Here is a 19,278-nt window from a genome sequence, read left to right as displayed (position 1 = left end):
AGACGGTTTCCTTTCTAGCGTTTAATTGTTCGAGCCAGGTAAATAAAATAAGGAGCTCCAATTAGAGCCGTTACAATGCCTACAGGCGTTTCAGATGGAAAAGAAATAAAGCGTGATCCCACATCGGCAAGCACCAGAAGAGCCGATCCCATAAGCGCGCTGACAGGAAGCATCAGAGGATGGGACGGCCCGATCAAAAACCTTACAATATGCGGCACGATTAAACCAACAAATCCAATCGGTCCCGTAAACGCCACGGACGATCCGGCAAGGAAAACAACTATAAGGATTACGAGCAATTTCTGAAGTCTCACACGCTGTCCTAAACCACGGGCTATATCTTCCCCAAGGGAGAGGACGGATAAGACTTTTACCATCAACAGCGAACATCCAATCCCTATAATCGTCACCGGCGTCAGCACCGTCAAATCCTCCCAAGTCGAACCGGCAACCGTTCCCGTCAACCACACGAGAATCTGATGGATGGATTCGTCATTAAATAGCATTATCGACTGCGTAGCTGAAGCAAAAAGAGATTGGATGACAACTCCCACAAGCGCAATCTTGACGAGCAGACGCCCTCCCTGGAGAATCGCACTCATGAAAAAATTAAAGCTGCAGTAAGTGCGCCTCCAGCAAAGCCGGCGACCACAAGGGATAACCCTGTTATACCCGGCAGGAAGATAATCGATCCCACCACAAAAAATGAAGCCCCCGCATTAATCCCAAGGACACTGGGAGAGGCTAATGGATTTTGAGTTAAATTCTGAACGAGCGCGCCTGCCACCGCCAAATTGGCACCAACCAGAATGGTCATAAATAGGCGTGGAATCCGGACATCGTGGAGAACAAGCGCTTGATCAGAGGACCCGCCCTCCGTGATGAAATGAAACAGTTCACCGGTGGTAAAAGAGAAGGCCCCCACTTTTAACGAGAAATATGAACTCACCAGCAGTAAAAGGACCACAGGGAGTAATACAGCAGAAATCTTTCTGGTACGCATGGACTCACCTACCATACAGTTTATACGTTGCTTAAGACGTTGAGGCAAATAGTTCAAGGAAGTCATCCACCAGCTCATTCACAGCCGGAATGCTGCGGCGGCGTGACCAATCGTTATGGTCCAGCTCAAAGACACGATCTTCTTGGACGGCAGACAGCTGATTCCATAGTGCATCCCCTTCCAGCTGTTCTTTCACAGAAGGATCGTCATCATTTTTTGTAAGTAAAAGGGTATCCGGATTAGTCTTTAACAGTTGTTCTATCGTTAAATCTTGTGACGTTTCAGTCTCATCCTCAATAGCGTACTCAAGCCCGACCACTTCCATGAAACTCGGCATGAAGTAGGAAGACGTTGGGGCACCAAAGATGTTGCTGCTGGTATATTGTGCCTGAAGCACCGTCCCGTCTGCATCGGACAAACGCTCTTTCAAGTCCGTCACAGCTCCATTATGCTCCGCAAGCAGCTGCTCCGTTTCTTCCTCACGATCAAGAGCAAGACCAATCGTTTCTGTTGCTACTAACACATCGTTATAGTCTGCCGTATCGTTAACCACAGCAACCGTTGGAGCAATATCACTCAGCTCTTCGTAAATCGCTTCATGACGAGTCGAATCAGCAATGATCAGATCAGGTTTCAACATTCGGATAATCTCAAGACTCGGTTCAGAACGTGCACCGACTGACTTATATCCATCAATAATTTCCAACGTTGAATCAGCGATCCGCTCCGGACGCTCATCATCAGCTACACCAACCGGAACAACACCAACGGCCGCAACGGTTTCAGTAAATCCAAGTTCAAGAGTAACCACGGATTTCGGATTCTCAGGCACTGTTGTCGTACCAAGATCATGTTCCACCACATTTCCTTCCGTCTCCTCTTGAGAAGATTGAGTTTGACCTTCCTGCTGTGAACAAGCTGCTGTCAATAAAAGTATGAGAACGATTCCAGTCCACATATATATTTTTTTCATTATTCTTCCTCCCAGGCAACCTTTTAATTGATAATGATAATCATTATAGCATAGGATTTTCTCTTGTCATCAGGAATTTTCAAGCTTTTTTAAAGGAAGCGCTTGCTTTACAAAGTTGAAAAAAAGTAAGAATTTTTCTTATAAAATGACTCTGTTAAAATTTCATATTGATGGATGCAGCCATTAAATTGAGTTAAAATTTTCCACTATCAACACTCATCTTTGGTAGAACAAAAAAATGAGCGTTGAATTGAAGTGCAATTCAACGCTCATTCTATAAACCACTTTCTCCCCAATCAACGCGCCTCTATTTCACCTATTCTCTCTCAAACAAAGCCGCTCCCGCGATACCCGGATTCGTCATCTCATAAGGATCCAGAATCAAATCAAGCTCTTCTTCTGTCAGGACATCATATCTCAAGCACAGCTCTCTGATCGGCTCGCCGTTAAGGATAGCTTCCCTTGCAATTCGTGATGCCACTTCGTAGCCGATATGCGGGTTGACCGCCGTAATGATTCCCACACTCTTCTCCACATAGTTCTTCATTCTCTCTTCATTGGCTTCGATGCCTTTCACACAGTTCTCGGTAAACGTTTCAAAGGCATTATTCATGATGCTGATCGATTGAAGAAGGTTGAAGATCAGCACAGGCTCCATCACGTTAAGTTCCATCTGCCCGGCTTCGGACGCCATGGAGATGGTGTGGTCATTCCCGATGACTTGGAAAGCCACCTGGTTGATGAGCTCCGGCATGACCGGATTTACTTTCCCAGGCATGATGGATGATCCCGGCTGCCTTGCTGGAAGGGAGATCTCGCCCAGACCGGCTCTTGGTCCTGACGCCATTAAACGAAGGTCATTTGCGATTTTGGACATATTGACCATACAGATCTTCAGCGTGCTGGAGACTTCGGTATATGCATCCGTGTTTTGCGTAGCGTCCACCAGATGCTCCGCTCCCTTGAACGGAAGGCCGCTGAAATCAGCCAGATAAGGAACGACAAGCTCGATATATTTCGGGAATGCATTCAGGCCTGTGCCTACTGCGGTTGCTCCCATATTCAATTCATAGAGATGTTCCTTTGTCTGCTTGATGCGCTTGATGTCCCTTGCAATCACCCGGCTGTAAGCTTCGAATTCCTGGCCGAGCCTGATTGGAACAGCGTCCTGAAGATGGGTGCGCCCCATTTTGATAACATGACTGAATTCAAGCGCTTTAGCGCTGAACGCCTCATGCATACGCTCCATTGTGGGAATCAGCTGATCCAGCAGGTTCAGGATTGAAATATGCATAGCTGTTGGGAAGGCGTCATTTGTCGACTGCGACATATTGACGTGGCTGTTCGGACTGCAGTGGCCGTAAGCCCCTTTTTCTTGTCCCATGAACTCGAGTGCGCGGTTGGCAAGAATCTCATTGATGTTCATGTTGAACGAAGTCCCAGCGCCCCCCTGGATCGGATCGACAAGAACCTGGTCATGCCATTGTCCGTCAATCATTTCATCCGCCGCTTTCACGATGGCTTCCCCGATTCCAGAATAGAGCCTGCCGACATCTACATTTGCTTGGGCCGCAGCTTTTTTCACCATCGCCATTGCTTTGATCAATTCCGGGTGAATCTTGTAGCCTGTAATCGGAAAATTCTCCACCGCGCGCAGCGTCTGTATTCCATAATAAGCATGTTCAGGTACTTCCTTAGATCCGAGGAAATCTCGTTCCACTCGGTGTTTGTTTACTATGACTGACATTTGATTGTGTCTCCTTTGGTTATTCTCTCTGTTATATGATGGCTGTTTCCGTATAAAGTATCCTTTAATATAATAGCATGTCTTTTAAGGCTTCAGTAGCCAAAATAACTAATGTGGACCAATAATAATCCGGTTATCTCCCCTTCATAATACTACGGGCAGCATAATAACCGCTGAGAGTAGAAGAAAGCGTCCCTGGACCAGGAAACACCTGCTCTCCGACAATGAAAAGTTGCGGCAGAGAAGACCGTACACTTTTCGGCTTCAAGATCGCATTTTTTATCGTCAAAGGAAAACCGCCGACTGCCGTCTTCCCGATATAGCGCTCATAGGTCAGGGGCGTTCCGGCTTCCGCAAAAATGAGGTGCTTCCTAATCGGGATGACGCGGTCGATTTCATTCAGTATTTCTTCCTTCAACTGCTCCTTCAGTTCTTGGTACTTCTCCTTTGAATAGCTCGACCAAATGTTAGGGTCCGTGTGCAAAGAAACAGTCATTGTCACTTCATCTTTTAAAAGATTTCCCTTCATGTCCCGGGTGTCATGAAATGTTGCATAAACAGGTCCATGCGTATTCTTAACCAGCGTAGAAAAATCAAACCGCGGCACGATTTGATAAGCAAACGGAAACCTCATTCCCTCTAAAGGTCCCCGCCTAACTCTTTCTGAAAGAATGGCGTCCACTCTGAAGGCTCCCCATGAAAACTCATCCTCACCTTCATAGCTCGTCCCCTCCCCAATGGAAGCCCCTGAATTGTTAATGACATAATCGAAGGAATCCGTGCACTTCCGGCTGGTGACATTCCATTGCTTCCTGCTTGTATCATATGCAAGCCCTTGAACCGTGGATACCTTCACAACCTCCCCGCCGAGTTCTTTCACACGAGCTGCCAACGCCTTCCCCAGCTGTCCCAGCCCGCCTTCAACGGCGAAGCTGCCCCTCCGGTAAATCGTTAACGCAAGACTTGATGGAAGCAGGGCCGCTTTCGTCACATCAGTCTGCACCGCATCAAGAAGCTGGGCGTCCAGCAGCTGTCGCAGTGGTTCGTACGATTGAAGATTGTATTTTTTCATGAGATCTTCTACTGTCATCAGCGCATGCCGGGCAAGGCGCAGCACAGACGCTGGATGCTTTAACGCATGCTGCGGCAGACTTCCTAATTCATAGAGTCTCCTGATAGGCAGCGAAACCCGGCTTTCGGTGACAGCCTGAACATCATCGCCGATCTGCTGAAGGGCTCTCCAGAACTTCAAGACATCCCCGCTTCTCTCATGAAAAGCGCGTTTCAACTCTGCCTCCCACAGCTCCTGACTTTTGTATACCGAAACCTTTTCCTGCGGCAAAATAATATCCATGGGGTGCAGCAGATCTTCTGCCGGCAGATCGATGTCCAAATCATCCAAAACGTTTCTTAGCAAACCTTGCTCCTCTAAGCCGAACGCAATGGTTGCTCCCGTCGGAAACTTCCGGCCGTTACGGAAATACCACCCCGCCGAGCCTCCAACCGTCGTGGATTTTTCAATGACTGTCACCTTATAGCCTTCCTTCGCTAAGTAAGCAGCGGCTGTGAGTCCGCCGACACCCGCGCCGATGACACATACTGATTTTGACATGGTGGGACCTCCGTTCTTTTCGCTAATCGTACCATCTCAACGCTGATTTATATTTTTGATGGTACGTTTTCCAGCTAATCGTACCATCTCAACACTGATTTCTGATTTTGTTGGTACGTTTTCCGAGTAATCGTACCATCTCAACGCTGTTTTCTATTTTAATGGTACGTTTTCCAGCTAATCGTACCATCTCAACACTGATTTCTGATTTTGTTGGTACGTTTTCCGAGAAATCGTACCATCTCAACACGGGTTTCTATTTTTGATGGTACGTTTTTCGGCTAATCGTACCATCTCAACTCTGATTTCTATTTTTAATGGTACGTTTCACAGCTAATCGTACCATCTCAGCGCAGATTTCTGATTTTAATGGTATGTTTCCCCAGTAATCTTACCATTTCAACGTAGATTTTAATTTTTGATGGTATGTTTTCCAAGTAATCGTACCATCTCAACTCTGATTTCTATTTTTGATGATACGTTTTCCAGCTAATCGTACCATCCCCGCGCAGGCTTCTGATTTTATTGGTGCATTTCAAATCAGCTTCCCCTTTCTATCAACCACCCACCAATGTCGTGGCAGTTTTTCAAATAAAAACAAACTAACTTTAGTTTTTCCCCCAGCCTTGGCTGGGTTTCTAGCTGATTTCACTGCGGATGCAGCGGGCGGGATGCCTAGATGATTCTCTATAGACGAGCTTCCCCTTTATATTCGGTTAATCAAACTTTCTCTCCGGTGCTGATCTTTAATAATCTTGGCCATATTGTTGTTATTGCCCTTAATTTTAACATGGTACAATGTAATCAAAGATTTCAGGAGGTGACTCATATGAAGTGGGAAGATGTGTGCCAGGCTTTTCCAGAACAATGGGTGTTGATTGAAGCTGTCCAGGCATATACAAATGAGAACAATGAGCGCATTTTAGACGAGATTGCCCCTTTGAAAAAGTTTTCTAATTCTCCCGAGGCGATGAAAGCCTATCAAGAGATTCACATAGAAGATCCTAAACGAGAACTATATGTCCTTCATACCAGCCGTAAGGAGCCTAATATCATTGAGAAAAAATGGGCAGGAGTCAGGCGGTAGTGAGAAAGTTAATGATTGAAGATGGTTTATTGCTTACGGAATTTGATCTGGTATTTAAAGGTCAACTGCTTCATTTACAACGAGTACTCGTTGATACTGGCTCTGGAAGTACAGTTATATCAACTGACTTAGCGGAGACAATAGGAATCATAGCAGAAGAAAATGACCAGATATACCGTATTAGCGGTGTTGGAGGTTCGGAGTTTGTATATTCTAAAACGGTTGATTCAGTAAGAATTGGTGATATGCACACTGAAGATTTTGCGTTAGAAATTGGTGCAATGAATTATGGTTTTGATTTGGATGGTATTATTGGTTTAGACTTGTTACAACAACTGAAAGCAATTATAAATATTGATGAATTAACATTAGAGTCAAATAGTAAAAAGCAAGTATAGCAGAAACTGCTATACTTGCTTTTTGGTTTTTCTGGGATTTCCCCTCTAATGGATTGGAAATTAAGTGATTTTCCTCAGAACTTAATCTTTTCAGCCTTTTTATTCTGCGTTCCATCCCGATCAATGACGATCATCTGCCAATATTCCAATTCAGGCAGGGTAATCACCAGTTCATCGTTACTCCAAGTGAACGGAATTTCCTGCAGCTGTCCTTCTGCTCCATCCGGGCTGGCTGCATAGACACGCAAGTCACGCAGGTCTTTCTTGGTTTTGCCGATGTGATAGCGAACCTTCATGTCTTCCTGTTTCTGAGGTTTCGCGGCGGCGTTTCTCCAATTGGAATCATTATGGAGAAGGTTGATCAGGTGGAGGAGTTCATAATCCTCGAAACCTTTGTTATCCTTGTTCTCTCTGGCGATGGTCCAGATGCTGTTCTGCTCGCCGTTAGCGCTTGTTTTTACCTCTTCGTTACTTTTTTCGATAACAACTTTTTTGTCTGTTTCTTTACTGTCAAAAAGAAGATTCTCGTAGGCAGCAAAGAATTTATAGTAGTCCTTCATGGAATCTTTCAGGGAAGCACTCATTTTTTTGCTGCGGTTCGGGTAGTACTCGTGCGCCAGCATATTCGGGCCTTCTTCGTAATTTTCGGCGGTACCGATTTCGATATGCGTCGCTCCCATTGCAGCGAGTCCGGCATCCATCAGGCGGACGGCAGGTTCATCGAACAAGCCGATTGTCATTCTTCGCAAATCGATCGATCCTTTTTGTCCTTCTTCCTGTTTCAGGGTGATGGTGTGCTGGCCTTCTGTCATATCCGGCAGGACAATATATCCATCCTCACTGTAGGAATCCTTGTTTCCTGTGCCTTTGAACGCAACTGTGTATGGTTTTCCGTTATCGTCCAGAACAGGTTTTCCATCCACCAGGACGGTTCTTGCCGTCTCCGCTCCGGCGTTGGCGTAGGTGAAGATGAAGCTCGTTTCGCCTTTTTCCTCGAGGTCGACATTGAACGTGACTTCATCACCGACATGGCCGAAGTTGAGCAGGGTATCCTTATAGATGTGCATAGGCGCAAGGGTGTTGACTGACTCTGCATGCCACTTTTCTTCCCCGACCTGCAGATAATCCAGCTTCACTCCATCGTCATCGATATTTTCCACCGCTAGTTTAATGGAATTGATTCCTTCTTTTAATGAAATGTCCTTCATCTCAAGTTCAGTCCATCCATTGCTTGAAGGGAAAGTGACATCCTGAATTCTTTCTCCATTGATATAGACACTTCGTTTGGCGTCACGCTTTGAGGCTGAATCATTGTTGTATTTCCAAACAAGATCGTAAGTGCCTGCCTCTTCTGCTTTCACTTGGAAATCCAGGAAGTCTTCTTCATCCTTGAAGTCGTAGACATGTCCTGTTGTGGTCGAGATGCCATGGCCTTCTGGCGCAAACGAAGCATCCTCTACCTGGTATTCCTTTTCACCGGCCGTCATGCTGTCCAGGTTGATGTACTGTCCGTTGGAGGCCAGTTCAAATACCACTTCATGGCTGCCGGCAGGAACCGGAGCCTTGATGGATTTCTCCGCCATTGCGCCATCCCAGCCTCCTGGCGTGCTGCTGAAGATGTTTTCGGAAATGGTCTTTCCGTCGACGTAAGAATTGTTCGCCGGTATCAGCTCTCCATCCACATAAATATTGACTTGCGGATTATTGCCCGTTCTATATTTGAACGTCAGTGTATCTGTTTCTTTCTCATTATTCACGTTAAAAACAACACGCTGCCCTCTGTTTCCAAAGTTGTCCGTGTATCCCGGGGAGATGGATACCTGACTTGTTTTCGCCACTACAGGACTCCAGCCAATCTGGGCCTGCTCGGCTTCAATCACTGAGGACTCTACTTTAAATTGATCGACCGTGATGGCCGCAGCTGCTGTTTCTTCTTCCATTTTGACCATTACGTCATTCGTTCCTCCAGGAAGGTAGACGACAGCCTCTGCCTTGTGGTACTCTTCGCCTTCTGTATGAGGCAGGGTGAATACGCCCGCTTTTTCCCGTTGATGAAAATACTTCTTTTCGTTTCTTCACCCGGGTTTTTGTAAAAGATGGAGACTCCTGTTTCTTTAGCTGAACTCGTTTCTGCATTAAAACGAATGAAATCGCCTTGCTGCTTGAACTCTGTCAGCGCGCCGTCTGCGATATCCAGTAACGGCTCCTGTGAAGGCTCCCATCCGCTGTGTGCCTTTTCAGCCTGATAGCGGTCCTCTCCTACAGACAGGTAATCCACTTTAGCTCCTGTATCATTTACATCTTCCACTTTTAAAACAACTTTATTAGCTCCTGCTTTTAAAGGCACTTGGATATCTGCTGTCGGCTGGAAGTTCTCCCATCCGCCCGTTGATGCCATCTGGACCTGGTCCTTGGCGAGTTCTCCGTTCACATAAACATTCCGGGAGACAGCCGTACGTTCAACTCCGTACTGGAAGCTGATCGGATAGGTTCCTGCTTCTTTTACATTCACATCAAATTCAATGAAATCGCCGTCTGTTTCAAAATTAAACACATGGCCATGCTTGTCGACTTTACAGCTGACCAGCTCCGCATCTTCCGCTTCATATTCCTTTTTAAAATCAGCTTTCTCAAGGGAAATGCTGTCGACATTCAGCCAAAGATTATTCGAATTCAAACTCAGCATGATGTCATTCGTTCCTGCCTGCAGTTCCACTTCATAAGACTTGGCTGCAACCGGATTGCCCCATCCTGTTTTTTCATTAAAATCGATAGACGGCACGGCTTCAGAATTGTTGACTGTCAGCTTGCCATTCGGGCTTTCTCCGTTATCATGGCCGTATTTAAGGTAGAGCGAATAGGTGCCTGCTGTTGGCACATCAACAGTCCAGATGATCTGGTCTTCGTCTTTTTTACCAAAATCACCGACCCAGCCGGCAGTCTTTCCGATCCTGGAGAAAAATTGATCAGCTTTCGGAATTCCCTGCACATCAGAAACCTCATAGTGAGTGCCCGTCGCCTGCTTGTAGTTCATGTACCCTGCAATCACGACTGCTTTCCCGCCATTGGTTTCCCTGGTTTCCTCGACGATTTTCAAGAGATCGCGATAATTGTCTTTATCCTGCCAGATCTCGCTGTAGTCGAAGTCCGTCTTGGTAGTCGTTTTCGGAACATCCTGGTACCCTTCATTTCCTCCCACCATATTGAAGGTAACAAAGTTCTTCTTTTTATCATTATCAACGAGTGAATCTTTGACCGAATTGATGAGAGAATCATAGTCTCTTGAAAAATAACGCTCATTTCCTTCATAATCATATAGATAATCATTGTCATGGAAGCCCCATTGATCGAGGTGCATCCCATCAAAACCGAAATCATTGACTCCCCTGGCAAATTCTTTATTGAGGTAGTCCTGCCATTCCGTATTCCCCGGGTCCTGAAGATACAATCCAGTCGGCGGATCTACCCAGTCAAAGTAAAAGCCTTCCTGATCATTGAGGGACGGATTCGGGAATTCCGCATTCTTTCTGTACAGCCCCCACTCTTTCTTCACTCCGAAGGCTTCATAGTTTTCCCTTGCCGCATAGTTCATTTGATAAGCCATCGCAGCCGCATTGTACTTCTGCGCCGCTTTGACCTGCTGCTTGACCGTCAGTGGGAATAACTCTCTCCCCAGCAAATCATCATAGGCCGTTTCTTTCGTAATTTCTTCTGAGATAAAAGTTCCATCCTCATCACGGAGAGGGTTTCCTTCGCTGTCCGTTTTAGAGTAGACGGACACATCATGGCGCCACATCCAGTCATAAAATTGGAACCCGTTCAGATAATATTCCTGCGTCAGTTCCTTCATCTTTTTCTCACTATCCGCCTTGGATTCTTGAGGAAACTCAGTCGCATACCCATAACGAGGAAACTGGGTCCAGTCACTGGAAACATCAATCGCTGCGGTCACTACCTGATCGGAACCTTTTATGGAAGCCTTCACAAGATATCCACGGAAATCCTCTTTCGGCGGTGTCCATTCGATCTCGATCCCTTTTAATCCTTTTTTCACCTTAATATTCTTTTTTCCCTCTGCCACTTTCTCATTCAAGTGATAGACTTCGAGGTTCAGTTTTCCTTTCCAATCCTTCGTCGTGTCAAACAGAAGTGACATTTTTACTTTTTCTTTCGGGTTGTATCTGGCTTTATCGACCAAAAAGGCGGTGATAGGTTCAGCCGGAAGCTTGGCCTTATGCTGCGCTTGCGCTGCGGCGTGGGGGTTGTTCGTCTTCGCCTCTGTTACAGGGGTGAGCGTCATGGAAGCGAAGGCAAGATTGACAGCCACCAGACTGGCTAACGGTAAAGTCGTTTTGCGGAATGAACTCTTCTTCATACATTTCCTCCTTGAAATCTTCGATACTTTTATTGTCCTCTATGGAGAATTCTTATGTAACCGTTTTCATTACTCTGAAGGTGTCCTTTGTTTGAATTTTCGAATATATAGACTCACAGGGGATTCTTCGTGGGTTTAGGATGGTGTTATTTTTTCTGTTATAGAGATATAAGACACCAAAACTTTTGCTTTGCTTGGTGCTTTTTTGCTTGCCAGCCCTATAGTCTTGGGCCTTTTGGCTTTGGAGAGTTGCTGGAGGGAAATGCCTGGCTCTGTGCTTTGAGGGTGGGGGTGATTGGGGTGGGAACTGCCTGCTAAAACTGGATTTCTTATTTATAATAGGGTGTTTTGCTCCTAATCACTATACTACAATTGGATTTCTCCATTTTAGTAGGGTGATTAGCTCTTAAACACCCTACTATAACTGGATTTCTCCATTTTAATAGGGTGATTAGCTCTTAAACACCCTACTATAACTGGATTTCTCCATTTTAGTAGGGTGATTAGCTCTTAAACACCCTACTATAACTGGATTTCTCCATTTTAATAGGGTGATTAGCTCTTAAACACTATACTATAACTGGATTTCTCCATTTTAGTAGGGTGATTAGCTCTTAAACACTATACTATAACTGGATTTCTCCATTTTAGTAGGGTGATTAGCTCTTAAACACCCTACTATAACTGGATTTCTCCATTTTAATAGGGTGATTAGCTCTTAAACACCCTACTATACTTGGATTTCTCCATTTTAGACATTTTCATCGCCATTGGGTCTCTACCCCAACAAACAGTACTCTTAGAGGTAATTCAATAAAACGCCAAAAGGCTGCAGAACCAAAGTCCCAACAGCCTCTCTCCTTTTATTTAATTGCTTCCAAAGGCTCCACGTTTCCTAAGTGGATCTTCGGGCTGCGCTGATTCGGTGCTGCCCACTTCACTGCGTTGTGAATGACCTGCTGGATTTCTTTTTGATAATAGGTCGGGTAGGTTTCGTGTCCCGGGCGGAAGTAGAAGATCTTTCCTTTTCCGCGCTTATAGGTGCAGCCGCTACGGAATACTTCTCCGCCTGAGAACCAGCTGATGAAGATCAGTTCTTCGGGCTGCGGGATGCCGAATCTTTCGCCGTACATTTCTTCTTTTTCAATTTCGATCATATCTGGCAGACCATCGACAATCGGATGGCTTTCGTCGACGACCCACAGTCTTTCGGTGTCATCCGCTTCACGCCATTTCAATTCGCCCGTTCTTGTTCCCATCAGCACATGAAAAATCTTGCTTCCATGAGCAGAGTGCAAAGGAATGAAGCCCATGCCGTCAAGGACACGATTTCTCACTCTTTCAACGATCTCATCCTGGACGTCATCATGAGCCAGATGGCCCCACCAGATCAAGACATCCGTGTTGTTCAATACTTCTTCTGTCAAACCATGCTCCGGCTCATCCAGTGTGGCAGTCGTTACTTCGAAATCCTCTTTTAAAAAACCGGCAATCGCATTGTGGATTCCATCAGGGTAGATTTCCTTCACATCAGGGTTCGTCTGTTCATGGCGGTTTTCGTTCCAAATTGTCACTTTGATCATGTTGACCACTCCTCTATTAGTCTATTTTTCTATTAAAATTTCTTTCCCGTGAATCGCTGACTCCAGGACAGCATCAATCACCTTCTGCACGGAATATCCATCTGCAAAGTCGGGATAGTCCGCTGCAGGGCCATTTTTAATAGAATCTGCCCACTTCCAGATTTCATTGGTTTCAGTTAGGCGCCATGGACGGAATCGGTCTTCTTCCGGCTCTGCATCCTCTTCCCATTTCCAGACAGAGTCCAGCTCCACTTCCGTCCATGGTTCATTTCCGAGGGCAATCTGCAGCTTGATGCCGAGTTCACTGGAAAGCAGTTGTATGGCTCCTTCGCTTCCGTAAAAAGTTAACTCGATCGTCTGGTTCCGGTTTCCCTGAGGTGAAATCCAGCTTGTAAAAAAGGAAGCATGAATTCCGGAGGGAAATCCTGAATTGAACATAGCAGAGTCGACCGACTGGTCCGCGTCCCCCATATCCTTGATTCTTTTCAACTTTCCTTCATGCAGATAAGATAGCGATGATTGCACACTGGCGATTTCTTCCTTCAAAACATATTGCACCATGTCGATCAAATGGGACCCCAAGTCGGCGAGCACGCCGCCACCGCCGCCTTTGGACCTTGTTCCCCGCCAGCCCGGAGGACCGGAAAGCCCATAGCAGGCTGTATAGTGAAAACGACCTTCATAGATTTCGCCAATTTGATTTTCAGCCAGCAGTTCCTTCAATTTTTTCACGGCAGGGTTCTCGCGGTATGTAAAATTAATGGCGTGAAGGATTCCATTTTTATCAGCTTCCTCCAGCATCACACGAGCCTCATCCCGGTTCATGGCCAGCGGCTTTTCACAGAGGATATGGATCCCCCTGCGGCTCGCTTCTAGCGCTATCTCGCTGTGAGATTGATTGGGCGTCACGATACACAGCCCGTCCAGCTGTTCCGCATCAAGCATCTCTATATAAGATTGATAGCATCGTTGAATCTCATATTTTTCAGCCAGCCTTTCAGCACTTATGCCGCTCGGACTGCAAATCGCCGTCAGTTCAACATCCGGATGCTTTTCCAGAGCCGGGAGGTACCATAGCTCCGTGAAGGATCCGGCCCCGGCGATACCGATTTTCAATTTGTTATTACTCATCTCCTGGCTCCTTCCTTAATCAATCAGTACGGTGCGTCCGCTTTCCGCCGATTCAATGATCCGCTCAAGAACTTTCTGGTTTTGGTAGCCATCAAAGAATTCAGGTGTTCCCTCCTGCTTCTTGCCCAAGATCAAATCAGCGAAATCCTCCAGCTGCTGTCTCTTGTAGCTCTCTGAAACCGGTTTTGTTTCGAAGCTGGATTGAACTTCTTTGTCTTCAATGATGCAGACATCGATTTCATAAGGTCTTTCACAGCTCGCATGAATCGTCCCGAAATCTCCATAAACAGTGATTTCATGCTGATTGCCCGAACCGATCGCGTTTCTCGTCGTAACAAAATTACCAGGAATGGAATTGTCCAGAACAGCCAGGAAGCTCGCATAATCATCGACATCGACTTTCTGCATCTCCCCGCTGACAGGATTTTTCCTCTCATGTACAAAGGTATCCACCATCGCGGACACAGAAGTGAACTCACCAATCATGAAGCGGGCAAGATCGATCATGTGGGCACCAAGATCCCCAAGCGCTCCTGTTCCTGTAACCGCTTTATCAAATCTCCACAGAAAAGGAACATCATAAATCGGCGCACCGAATGACTGCAGATAACGGACCGAGATATGCTTTACCTTCCCAATTTTGCCTTCTTGAATGAGCTCTTTCGCATAACGGAATGAAGGTGTATAGCGATAAGAAAATCCGACCATGCAGGGGATTGGCTGTTTTTCATATAGAGACTTTAAGTATTCGGCTTCTTCAAAATTCAATGTGAACGGCTTCTCCGCCAGGATTGGCTTCTGATATTGAATGCACAGCTCCAGCACCCTGGCGTGAAGATGGTTAGGAACAATCGAAATCACCGCATCTACATCGCCGTCAGAAATAAGGGCTTCCATATTGTTAAAGCGCTTTTCCACTGCGACGTTCTCAATGTCCCCGATTTTATTAAGGAGGTCTTCATTGACATCGCAAAGGGCACTCAGCTTCAGTTCATCCAATTCGGAAATCATGGTCCTGTGGGCATTCGCCATGTCCCCAAGGCCAATCAAGCCAACCTTCACTACTCTATTTTTAATCATGTTCTTTCCCCCTTTTACTTCATTGTAAAGTGAACACTGGAGGAGTAGAACACGGAAAATGTAAACGCTTAACTTAAGACACCTTCTCAGGAATATAAAGCACTTATTCCGGAAAATGGCAGTCGATATATAACGGGTTCTGTTTTGAGATACATACTTCTAATAAGTAACCGAAATGATTGTTAATTTACAGTCAAAAGACAATTCTAAAATGCATTAAAATGATCAATAGCCGATGTCAAATGAGGGTAAATTGATTTCCACTCCAGGTGTGTGACTCCGCGGGGCGTGCGGTGAGCCTCCTCGGCTTCATAAAAAGCGGAAGCGGCCGTTCAGCTACGTACAGATTTTAGGGCTCTCGTATGAGATAAAGTAAACACAACGAACGAAGTGAGTTGATGTTGACTTATCGCAAGGAGAGAGACCGAAATCTGCTAGTCGCTGGCCGCTGGAGCTGGATTCGCCTGTGGGGTTACGTTCCAGTAGGTACGTAACCTTGGTCTCACCTGTCACGCTAGTCCCGCAGAAGGTCACGCACCTTCCGTTCCAATCAAATCATTGCTAGGTTTTTTAGTTAATTGCATCTCACTAGGAAAAAGTGTATAGGAAGTTGTACAATTTATAATTTTAGATTCAAATACCATCCGATAATCAATTAAGTAGTTCATTTTTGGAGTACAAAACTGAACTGCTTTTTTATATGAGGTATCAAACTAATCTGCACCCTACTTCTTAGGGTAATGTGCAACCAAATAGTCAGATTAATTGGAATATTTATGGTAAACTGAAGTTAATATAATGTTCCATTATCCATTCAAGGAGCAGGATTATTGAATAATTAAAACTTTTTGGGAGGGGTTATTTTTGATAAATCTTGTTGCAGTTTTGGCAGTTTCCATCCTCACAATAGTATCGTGGTTGGCGATTGGTTATTGGTCAAAATCAACCGAGGATCTGGAGAATGCAAACAAGAAACTAAATAATGACAATGAGGGTTAAATTAGACACTGGCGTTTGCAATATACTGCGAACTATTTTCTGCTCCTCCATTAAAGGAGCATGTTAGCCGAAGAGAATAGGGGCGCACCTTGAAATTACAGAATTGCAGCAACTTTGAAACTAATCATAGTCCTGTCTCGTATATAGAGTATAAGAATAATTGAAAGGGTGGTACTAAATTATTAAAATCAAAAACACTTTCAGCCATTGATATTAGTGGGAATTCTACTTTTAGACACTGTGTACAAACTCCGAAACCTCAGGGGACAACTCAGAAGAGGCCGGAACCCAAAGTGCTGCTGAACAAAACATTGAAGCTTTCTTAGAAAATGCGTTTACTGGACCTACCGAGGAGTATGTGGAGGCTTTTCTCGAAGAGGCTGATGATTTGGAAAGAAGAGACGAAAGAATTTCAGAGTACTATCAAAATAATTTCGAGCCTTATATGAGCGAAAGTCTTTAAGAGGGTTTTATCAATTCTAATGGTGCTACTCAATTCTTGAGATATGCTTACCCTGATTATGTTTTGGCAACAGAGGAAATCACACTTGAAGAAGCCGAGGACTATTACACCTTTGCTGCTGAAGTATCCTATGCGAAAAAAGAAAGTGATGAAAGTGGTACATTTACAATTAACGGCAATATACAAACAGATGAGGAAGGCGTAATCACGGGTATTCAATATCATAAGGGCCAATATGAAAAGCTTGAGAATGCCTTAACGTAAGAAGAACTGAAATTTGGTAAAGATAAAAAATAGGCACAGTTCAATTTGAGTTGAAGTATTTCAGGATGCTTTCTACTCGCTTAGGTTTAAGCGTTGTTCTGTTAAGGGGGCATTTGCTAAACAAGCAGCTGCCCTCTGTTCATGTAAAGGGAGTTTTGTTGAATAAGAGAGTTCTATTTAATGAGAGAAGGAAGTATATGAAAAATCGATTGTTGCTGATTGTGGTATTATTTTTGTTTTAGGTTCTGCTATGGTTAGTAGTATGTATTCGCTTAGTTACACATTTAAATCACTTTTTTACAGCAGTTCTATGACCGCTTTAATTGTAATAGGATCCGTAGGTTTATATAGATATTTCAGAAGAACTAAACACTAATTCATTTAGAACTTTTTGAACTATCGGTGGCGTCTATTGAACAAGCAACCGCCCTCTATTCCAGTAAAGGGTTAGTTGAAGAATTTTTGGAGGAGATCACAATTAAGGGTATATTAAAGGATTGTTTTTATTTTGCAGGCAGTCTGTTCATTATCCAATTAGTCATAAGTTTATGGACAGGAAAAGGAATAGATTGGCTAACTTTTTTTGCATTGAGCATAGGCGGGCTTATTGGGATAGTAATTCGGAATGAGTTCAAAAATGACTTAAGTGAAAAACCTATGAAAAAGTGGAGTATTGTTGCATCAACTTTATTGATATTGGTCGCAGGAGGGATTTTCTTCTTTAAAACTTATCAACAAAATGTGATCATAGAAGATACCTATTCTTACCTCCAAGAACGGGGATACGGAGAGCTTATTGAAAAGGAAGAAATCACAACCTATCCAAGGGTCAGCATAGATGAAGATGGTGACCCTCGTTTTTCAGGCGGGTATTTTTCCTTTGTAACCTTCGAAGATGAACCAATGGTGGAATATGTTTTTGCGTATAAAGAAGAGACAAGCCAAATTACAATGATAGACTTTAGGCAAAAGAGCAGTGAGCCGCCGTTAAAGGAGTTTTAGTAATGAGATAGGCTTGAACAAACGGGGATCTTGTCTCGGGTGGAAATTCTGCAGTTCATTGGGGATGGAGGGAAAGGTTCTTGTCCCTTCAATTTCCTCCTTGAATCTGGGACAGTTCACCCTCTGTCCCTCTGTCCCTCCAAAATCTAATTTAAACTAGGAGCAAAATATGCAAAGAATGGTCCCTATGTTATTTGTTTTACTACTTTTAACATTAGCTGCTTGTGGAAATTCTGAATCTAAAATTACTCAATCCGAAGCAGAGTCAATTGTTGTGCAGCATCTGACTGAAGAAACAAACAAAGACCAAAATACAATTAAGATAAAATCGGTAAGCAAAGGTTGGGGGAAGTACACCGTTGAATGGGAAATCGACGAAGACTGCGAGTTTGGTGCTGTTCAAGTAGATGATGAAAGCGGTGAATTGCTTGAGGCTGAGGAATCAAATTGTTAGGGCTCATTTATGCTACTAGAGAGCTCTTAGGCAAATTTGTTTTAATTGAATTGAGGTGATACCTATATGAATTCAATGAGCGAAAAGGCAAAACAAGAATTGTTTAGTGCTCTAAATGGAAGAGAATCAGGGGTTTTTGTTTTGAGTGGTAAATTAGTTTCTGTTGAGGTAGAAGGTGATTCAGAAAGAATAGACCATGCTTCAGATTCTGATCCAGCACAAGAAATTGAAGAATATCCTGAACTTAAAGCTTCATTGACCAGGTATTTAGACAACTCAGATATGAAAAGGTATTCCGGAAAAGAGCTGAAATCTAAGCGTAATGAAAAGAGAAATCTTTCAGGAGAAAATAAAGAAATAATGTAAGGGTTGTTGCTGAAAAAGTGACAACCTTATTTTAATACAGAGTGATTTCACTCTAACGGAGAGCTTTGACTCAACAATCTTCAAGTGTCTGTTTAAAAATAGAAGGAGTTTTGACAATTGATAGAGAAAACTGATGAAACCGGAATAATTTTTGGAGGAGATAAAATTTGAATATCACAGTGAAGGAATTGCCACAAAGTGAAGTAGCCTATATCCGGCGTGTTGGAAGTTATTTTGAACCCCAAGAACATTGGGGAAGTTTGATGCATTGGGCATTTAAAAATGATCTTTATCCTCCAAGACAAAATTTCATAGGGATTTCTTTGGATAATCCTGATTTAGTTGAGAGTAATAATTGCCGTCATGATGCTTGTGTTACAATCCCTGAAGGATTCCATAAAGAGAAACATCATGAAATGCTATTTAAAAAACTGGATGGCGGACAATATGCTTTGTATCCATTTTATGATGTGCCTGAAAAGCTAAATAATGCCTATCAATACATGTATGGACAATGGCTGCCGGATAGCGGCTTTGAGGTGGACTTTCATAGACATAACCTTGAATTTAATATGAATAACCCTGCCGAAGATCCAGAAGGGAAATGTAAAGTTGATTTGTTTGTGCCTATAAAGAATAGAGCTTCTTAAGCTAGCTAACACAGGGCAACTAAAGCGTTCTTAGATTCTTAGCTGCCCTAAATCCATCCAACCTGCCAAAATAGGGCACCAACAAAGCCCC

Annotated in this window: 17 protein-coding genes; 7 read left to right on the top strand and 10 right to left on the bottom strand. The window is 44.2% G+C overall.

Translation table 11 applies throughout. From position 1 onward, the window contains the following. Positions 1-14: 14 nt before the first annotated feature. The 5 genes from B9Z54_RS26485 to B9Z54_RS13370 form a co-directional block, all read right to left on the bottom strand. Positions 15-602 carry an iron chelate uptake ABC transporter family permease subunit gene (locus B9Z54_RS26485; RefSeq protein WP_113928877.1) on the bottom strand — a complete coding sequence of 196 codons (588 nt, stop codon included), beginning with the start codon at positions 600-602 and terminating at the stop codon, positions 15-17. Beyond that, a complete protein-coding gene (locus B9Z54_RS26480) occupies positions 599-1,003 on the bottom strand; it encodes an iron chelate uptake ABC transporter family permease subunit (protein ID WP_162785207.1) in 405 nt (134 codons plus the stop codon). Before B9Z54_RS26480 ends, B9Z54_RS26485 begins: the two co-directional genes overlap by 4 nt. A 31-nt stretch (positions 1,004-1,034) precedes the next feature. Then, positions 1,035-1,976, bottom strand: coding sequence for an ABC transporter substrate-binding protein (locus B9Z54_RS13380; protein ID WP_113928875.1), 942 nt, complete (start codon positions 1,974-1,976; stop codon positions 1,035-1,037). 316 nt (positions 1,977-2,292) lie between these two features. Beyond that, a complete protein-coding gene (gene aspA, locus B9Z54_RS13375) occupies positions 2,293-3,723 on the bottom strand; it encodes an aspartate ammonia-lyase (protein WP_481747794.1) in 1,431 nt (476 codons plus the stop codon). Between the two features lie 133 nt (positions 3,724-3,856). Further along, on the bottom strand, positions 3,857-5,335 hold the full coding sequence (locus B9Z54_RS13370) for a phytoene desaturase family protein (protein ID WP_113928874.1): 1,479 nt from the start codon (positions 5,333-5,335) through the stop codon (positions 3,857-3,859). 829 nt (positions 5,336-6,164) lie between these two features. Here B9Z54_RS13370 and B9Z54_RS13365 point away from each other — a divergent pair. Next, on the top strand, positions 6,165-6,422 hold the full coding sequence (locus B9Z54_RS13365; RefSeq protein WP_113928873.1) for a hypothetical protein: 258 nt from the start codon (positions 6,165-6,167) through the stop codon (positions 6,420-6,422). Further along, on the top strand, positions 6,422-6,820 hold the full coding sequence (locus B9Z54_RS13360) for a retropepsin-like aspartic protease (RefSeq protein ID WP_205207713.1): 399 nt from the start codon (positions 6,422-6,424) through the stop codon (positions 6,818-6,820). The genes B9Z54_RS13365 and B9Z54_RS13360 overlap by 1 nt, the downstream gene beginning before the upstream one ends. Positions 6,821-6,894: 74 nt before the next feature. On the opposite strand, the gene B9Z54_RS13355 is transcribed toward B9Z54_RS13360, so the two are convergent. From B9Z54_RS13355 to B9Z54_RS13335, 5 genes are all read right to left on the bottom strand, one after another. After that, positions 6,895-8,769 (bottom strand): glycoside hydrolase family 66 protein, encoded by a 1,875-nt coding sequence (locus B9Z54_RS13355; RefSeq protein ID WP_113928872.1) that lies wholly within the window; start codon positions 8,767-8,769, stop codon positions 6,895-6,897. Beyond that, positions 8,769-11,195, bottom strand: coding sequence for a glycoside hydrolase family 66 protein (locus B9Z54_RS13350; protein WP_113928871.1), 2,427 nt, complete (start codon positions 11,193-11,195; stop codon positions 8,769-8,771). Before B9Z54_RS13350 ends, B9Z54_RS13355 begins: the two co-directional genes overlap by 1 nt. A gap of 863 nt (positions 11,196-12,058) precedes the next feature. Continuing rightward, positions 12,059-12,778, bottom strand: a complete 720-nt coding sequence (locus B9Z54_RS13345) for a ThuA domain-containing protein (protein ID WP_113928870.1) — start codon at positions 12,776-12,778, stop codon at positions 12,059-12,061. A 21-nt stretch (positions 12,779-12,799) separates the two neighbouring features. After that, positions 12,800-13,909 carry a Gfo/Idh/MocA family protein gene (locus tag B9Z54_RS13340; protein ID WP_113928869.1) on the bottom strand — a complete coding sequence of 370 codons (1,110 nt, stop codon included), beginning with the start codon at positions 13,907-13,909 and terminating at the stop codon, positions 12,800-12,802. 15 nt (positions 13,910-13,924) lie between these two features. After that, positions 13,925-14,989: a Gfo/Idh/MocA family protein gene (locus B9Z54_RS13335; protein WP_113928868.1), complete on the bottom strand. Its 1,065-nt coding sequence runs from the start codon at positions 14,987-14,989 to the stop codon at positions 13,925-13,927. 1,498 nt (positions 14,990-16,487) lie between these two features. Here B9Z54_RS13335 and B9Z54_RS13330 point away from each other — a divergent pair. The 5 genes from B9Z54_RS13330 (at position 16,488) to B9Z54_RS13310 (ending at position 19,187) form a co-directional block, all read left to right on the top strand. Beyond that, positions 16,488-16,715 (top strand): hypothetical protein, encoded by a 228-nt coding sequence (locus B9Z54_RS13330; protein ID WP_113928867.1) that lies wholly within the window; start codon positions 16,488-16,490, stop codon positions 16,713-16,715. Positions 16,716-17,117: 402 nt separating this feature from the next. Continuing rightward, on the top strand, positions 17,118-17,717 hold the full coding sequence (locus tag B9Z54_RS13325; protein ID WP_205207712.1) for a DUF3139 domain-containing protein: 600 nt from the start codon (positions 17,118-17,120) through the stop codon (positions 17,715-17,717). Positions 17,718-17,904: 187 nt separating this feature from the next. Beyond that, positions 17,905-18,171, top strand: a complete 267-nt coding sequence (locus B9Z54_RS13320; RefSeq protein WP_148954680.1) for a hypothetical protein — start codon at positions 17,905-17,907, stop codon at positions 18,169-18,171. A gap of 66 nt (positions 18,172-18,237) precedes the next feature. Continuing rightward, the gene (locus B9Z54_RS13315; RefSeq protein WP_113928864.1) at positions 18,238-18,537 is read left to right on the top strand and encodes a hypothetical protein; all 300 of its coding nucleotides are present in this window, start codon (positions 18,238-18,240) and stop codon (positions 18,535-18,537) included. A gap of 167 nt (positions 18,538-18,704) precedes the next feature. Beyond that, positions 18,705-19,187 (top strand): AraC family transcriptional regulator, encoded by a 483-nt coding sequence (locus B9Z54_RS13310; RefSeq protein WP_113928863.1) that lies wholly within the window; start codon positions 18,705-18,707, stop codon positions 19,185-19,187. Positions 19,188-19,278 lie beyond the last annotated feature (91 nt).

It is taken from the genome of Bacillus sp. P14.5 (genome assembly GCF_003316765.1).
GTDB lineage: Bacteria > Bacillota > Bacilli > Bacillales > Bacillaceae_B > Rossellomorea.
The sequence above is the reverse complement of the archived record's forward strand: the minus strand, read 5'-3'. Positions and strand labels throughout refer to the sequence as shown.

Coding starts and splice junctions, on each gene's coding strand:
- B9Z54_RS13335 (WP_113928868.1), bottom strand. CDS start 14,989: ATGATTAAAAATAGAGTAGTGAAGGTTGGCTTGATTGGCCTTGGGGAC.
- B9Z54_RS13365 (WP_113928873.1), top strand. CDS start 6,165: ATGAAGTGGGAAGATGTGTGCCAGGCTTTTCCAGAACAATGGGTGTTG.
- aspA (WP_481747794.1), bottom strand. CDS start 3,723: ATGTCAGTCATAGTAAACAAACACCGAGTGGAACGAGATTTCCTCGGA.
- B9Z54_RS13380 (WP_113928875.1), bottom strand. CDS start 1,976: ATGAAAAAAATATATATGTGGACTGGAATCGTTCTCATACTTTTATTG.
- B9Z54_RS13355 (WP_113928872.1), bottom strand. CDS start 8,769: ATGGTCAAAATGGAAGAAGAAACAGCAGCTGCGGCCATCACGGTCGAT.
- B9Z54_RS13320 (WP_148954680.1), top strand. CDS start 17,905: ATGTTATTTGTTTTACTACTTTTAACATTAGCTGCTTGTGGAAATTCT.
- B9Z54_RS26480 (WP_162785207.1), bottom strand. CDS start 1,003: ATGCGTACCAGAAAGATTTCTGCTGTATTACTCCCTGTGGTCCTTTTA.
- B9Z54_RS13315 (WP_113928864.1), top strand. CDS start 18,238: ATGAATTCAATGAGCGAAAAGGCAAAACAAGAATTGTTTAGTGCTCTA.
- B9Z54_RS26485 (WP_113928877.1), bottom strand. CDS start 602: ATGAGTGCGATTCTCCAGGGAGGGCGTCTGCTCGTCAAGATTGCGCTT.
- B9Z54_RS13350 (WP_113928871.1), bottom strand. CDS start 11,195: ATGAAGAAGAGTTCATTCCGCAAAACGACTTTACCGTTAGCCAGTCTG.
- B9Z54_RS13340 (WP_113928869.1), bottom strand. CDS start 13,909: ATGAGTAATAACAAATTGAAAATCGGTATCGCCGGGGCCGGATCCTTC.
- B9Z54_RS13370 (WP_113928874.1), bottom strand. CDS start 5,335: ATGTCAAAATCAGTATGTGTCATCGGCGCGGGTGTCGGCGGACTCACA.
- B9Z54_RS13345 (WP_113928870.1), bottom strand. CDS start 12,778: ATGATCAAAGTGACAATTTGGAACGAAAACCGCCATGAACAGACGAAC.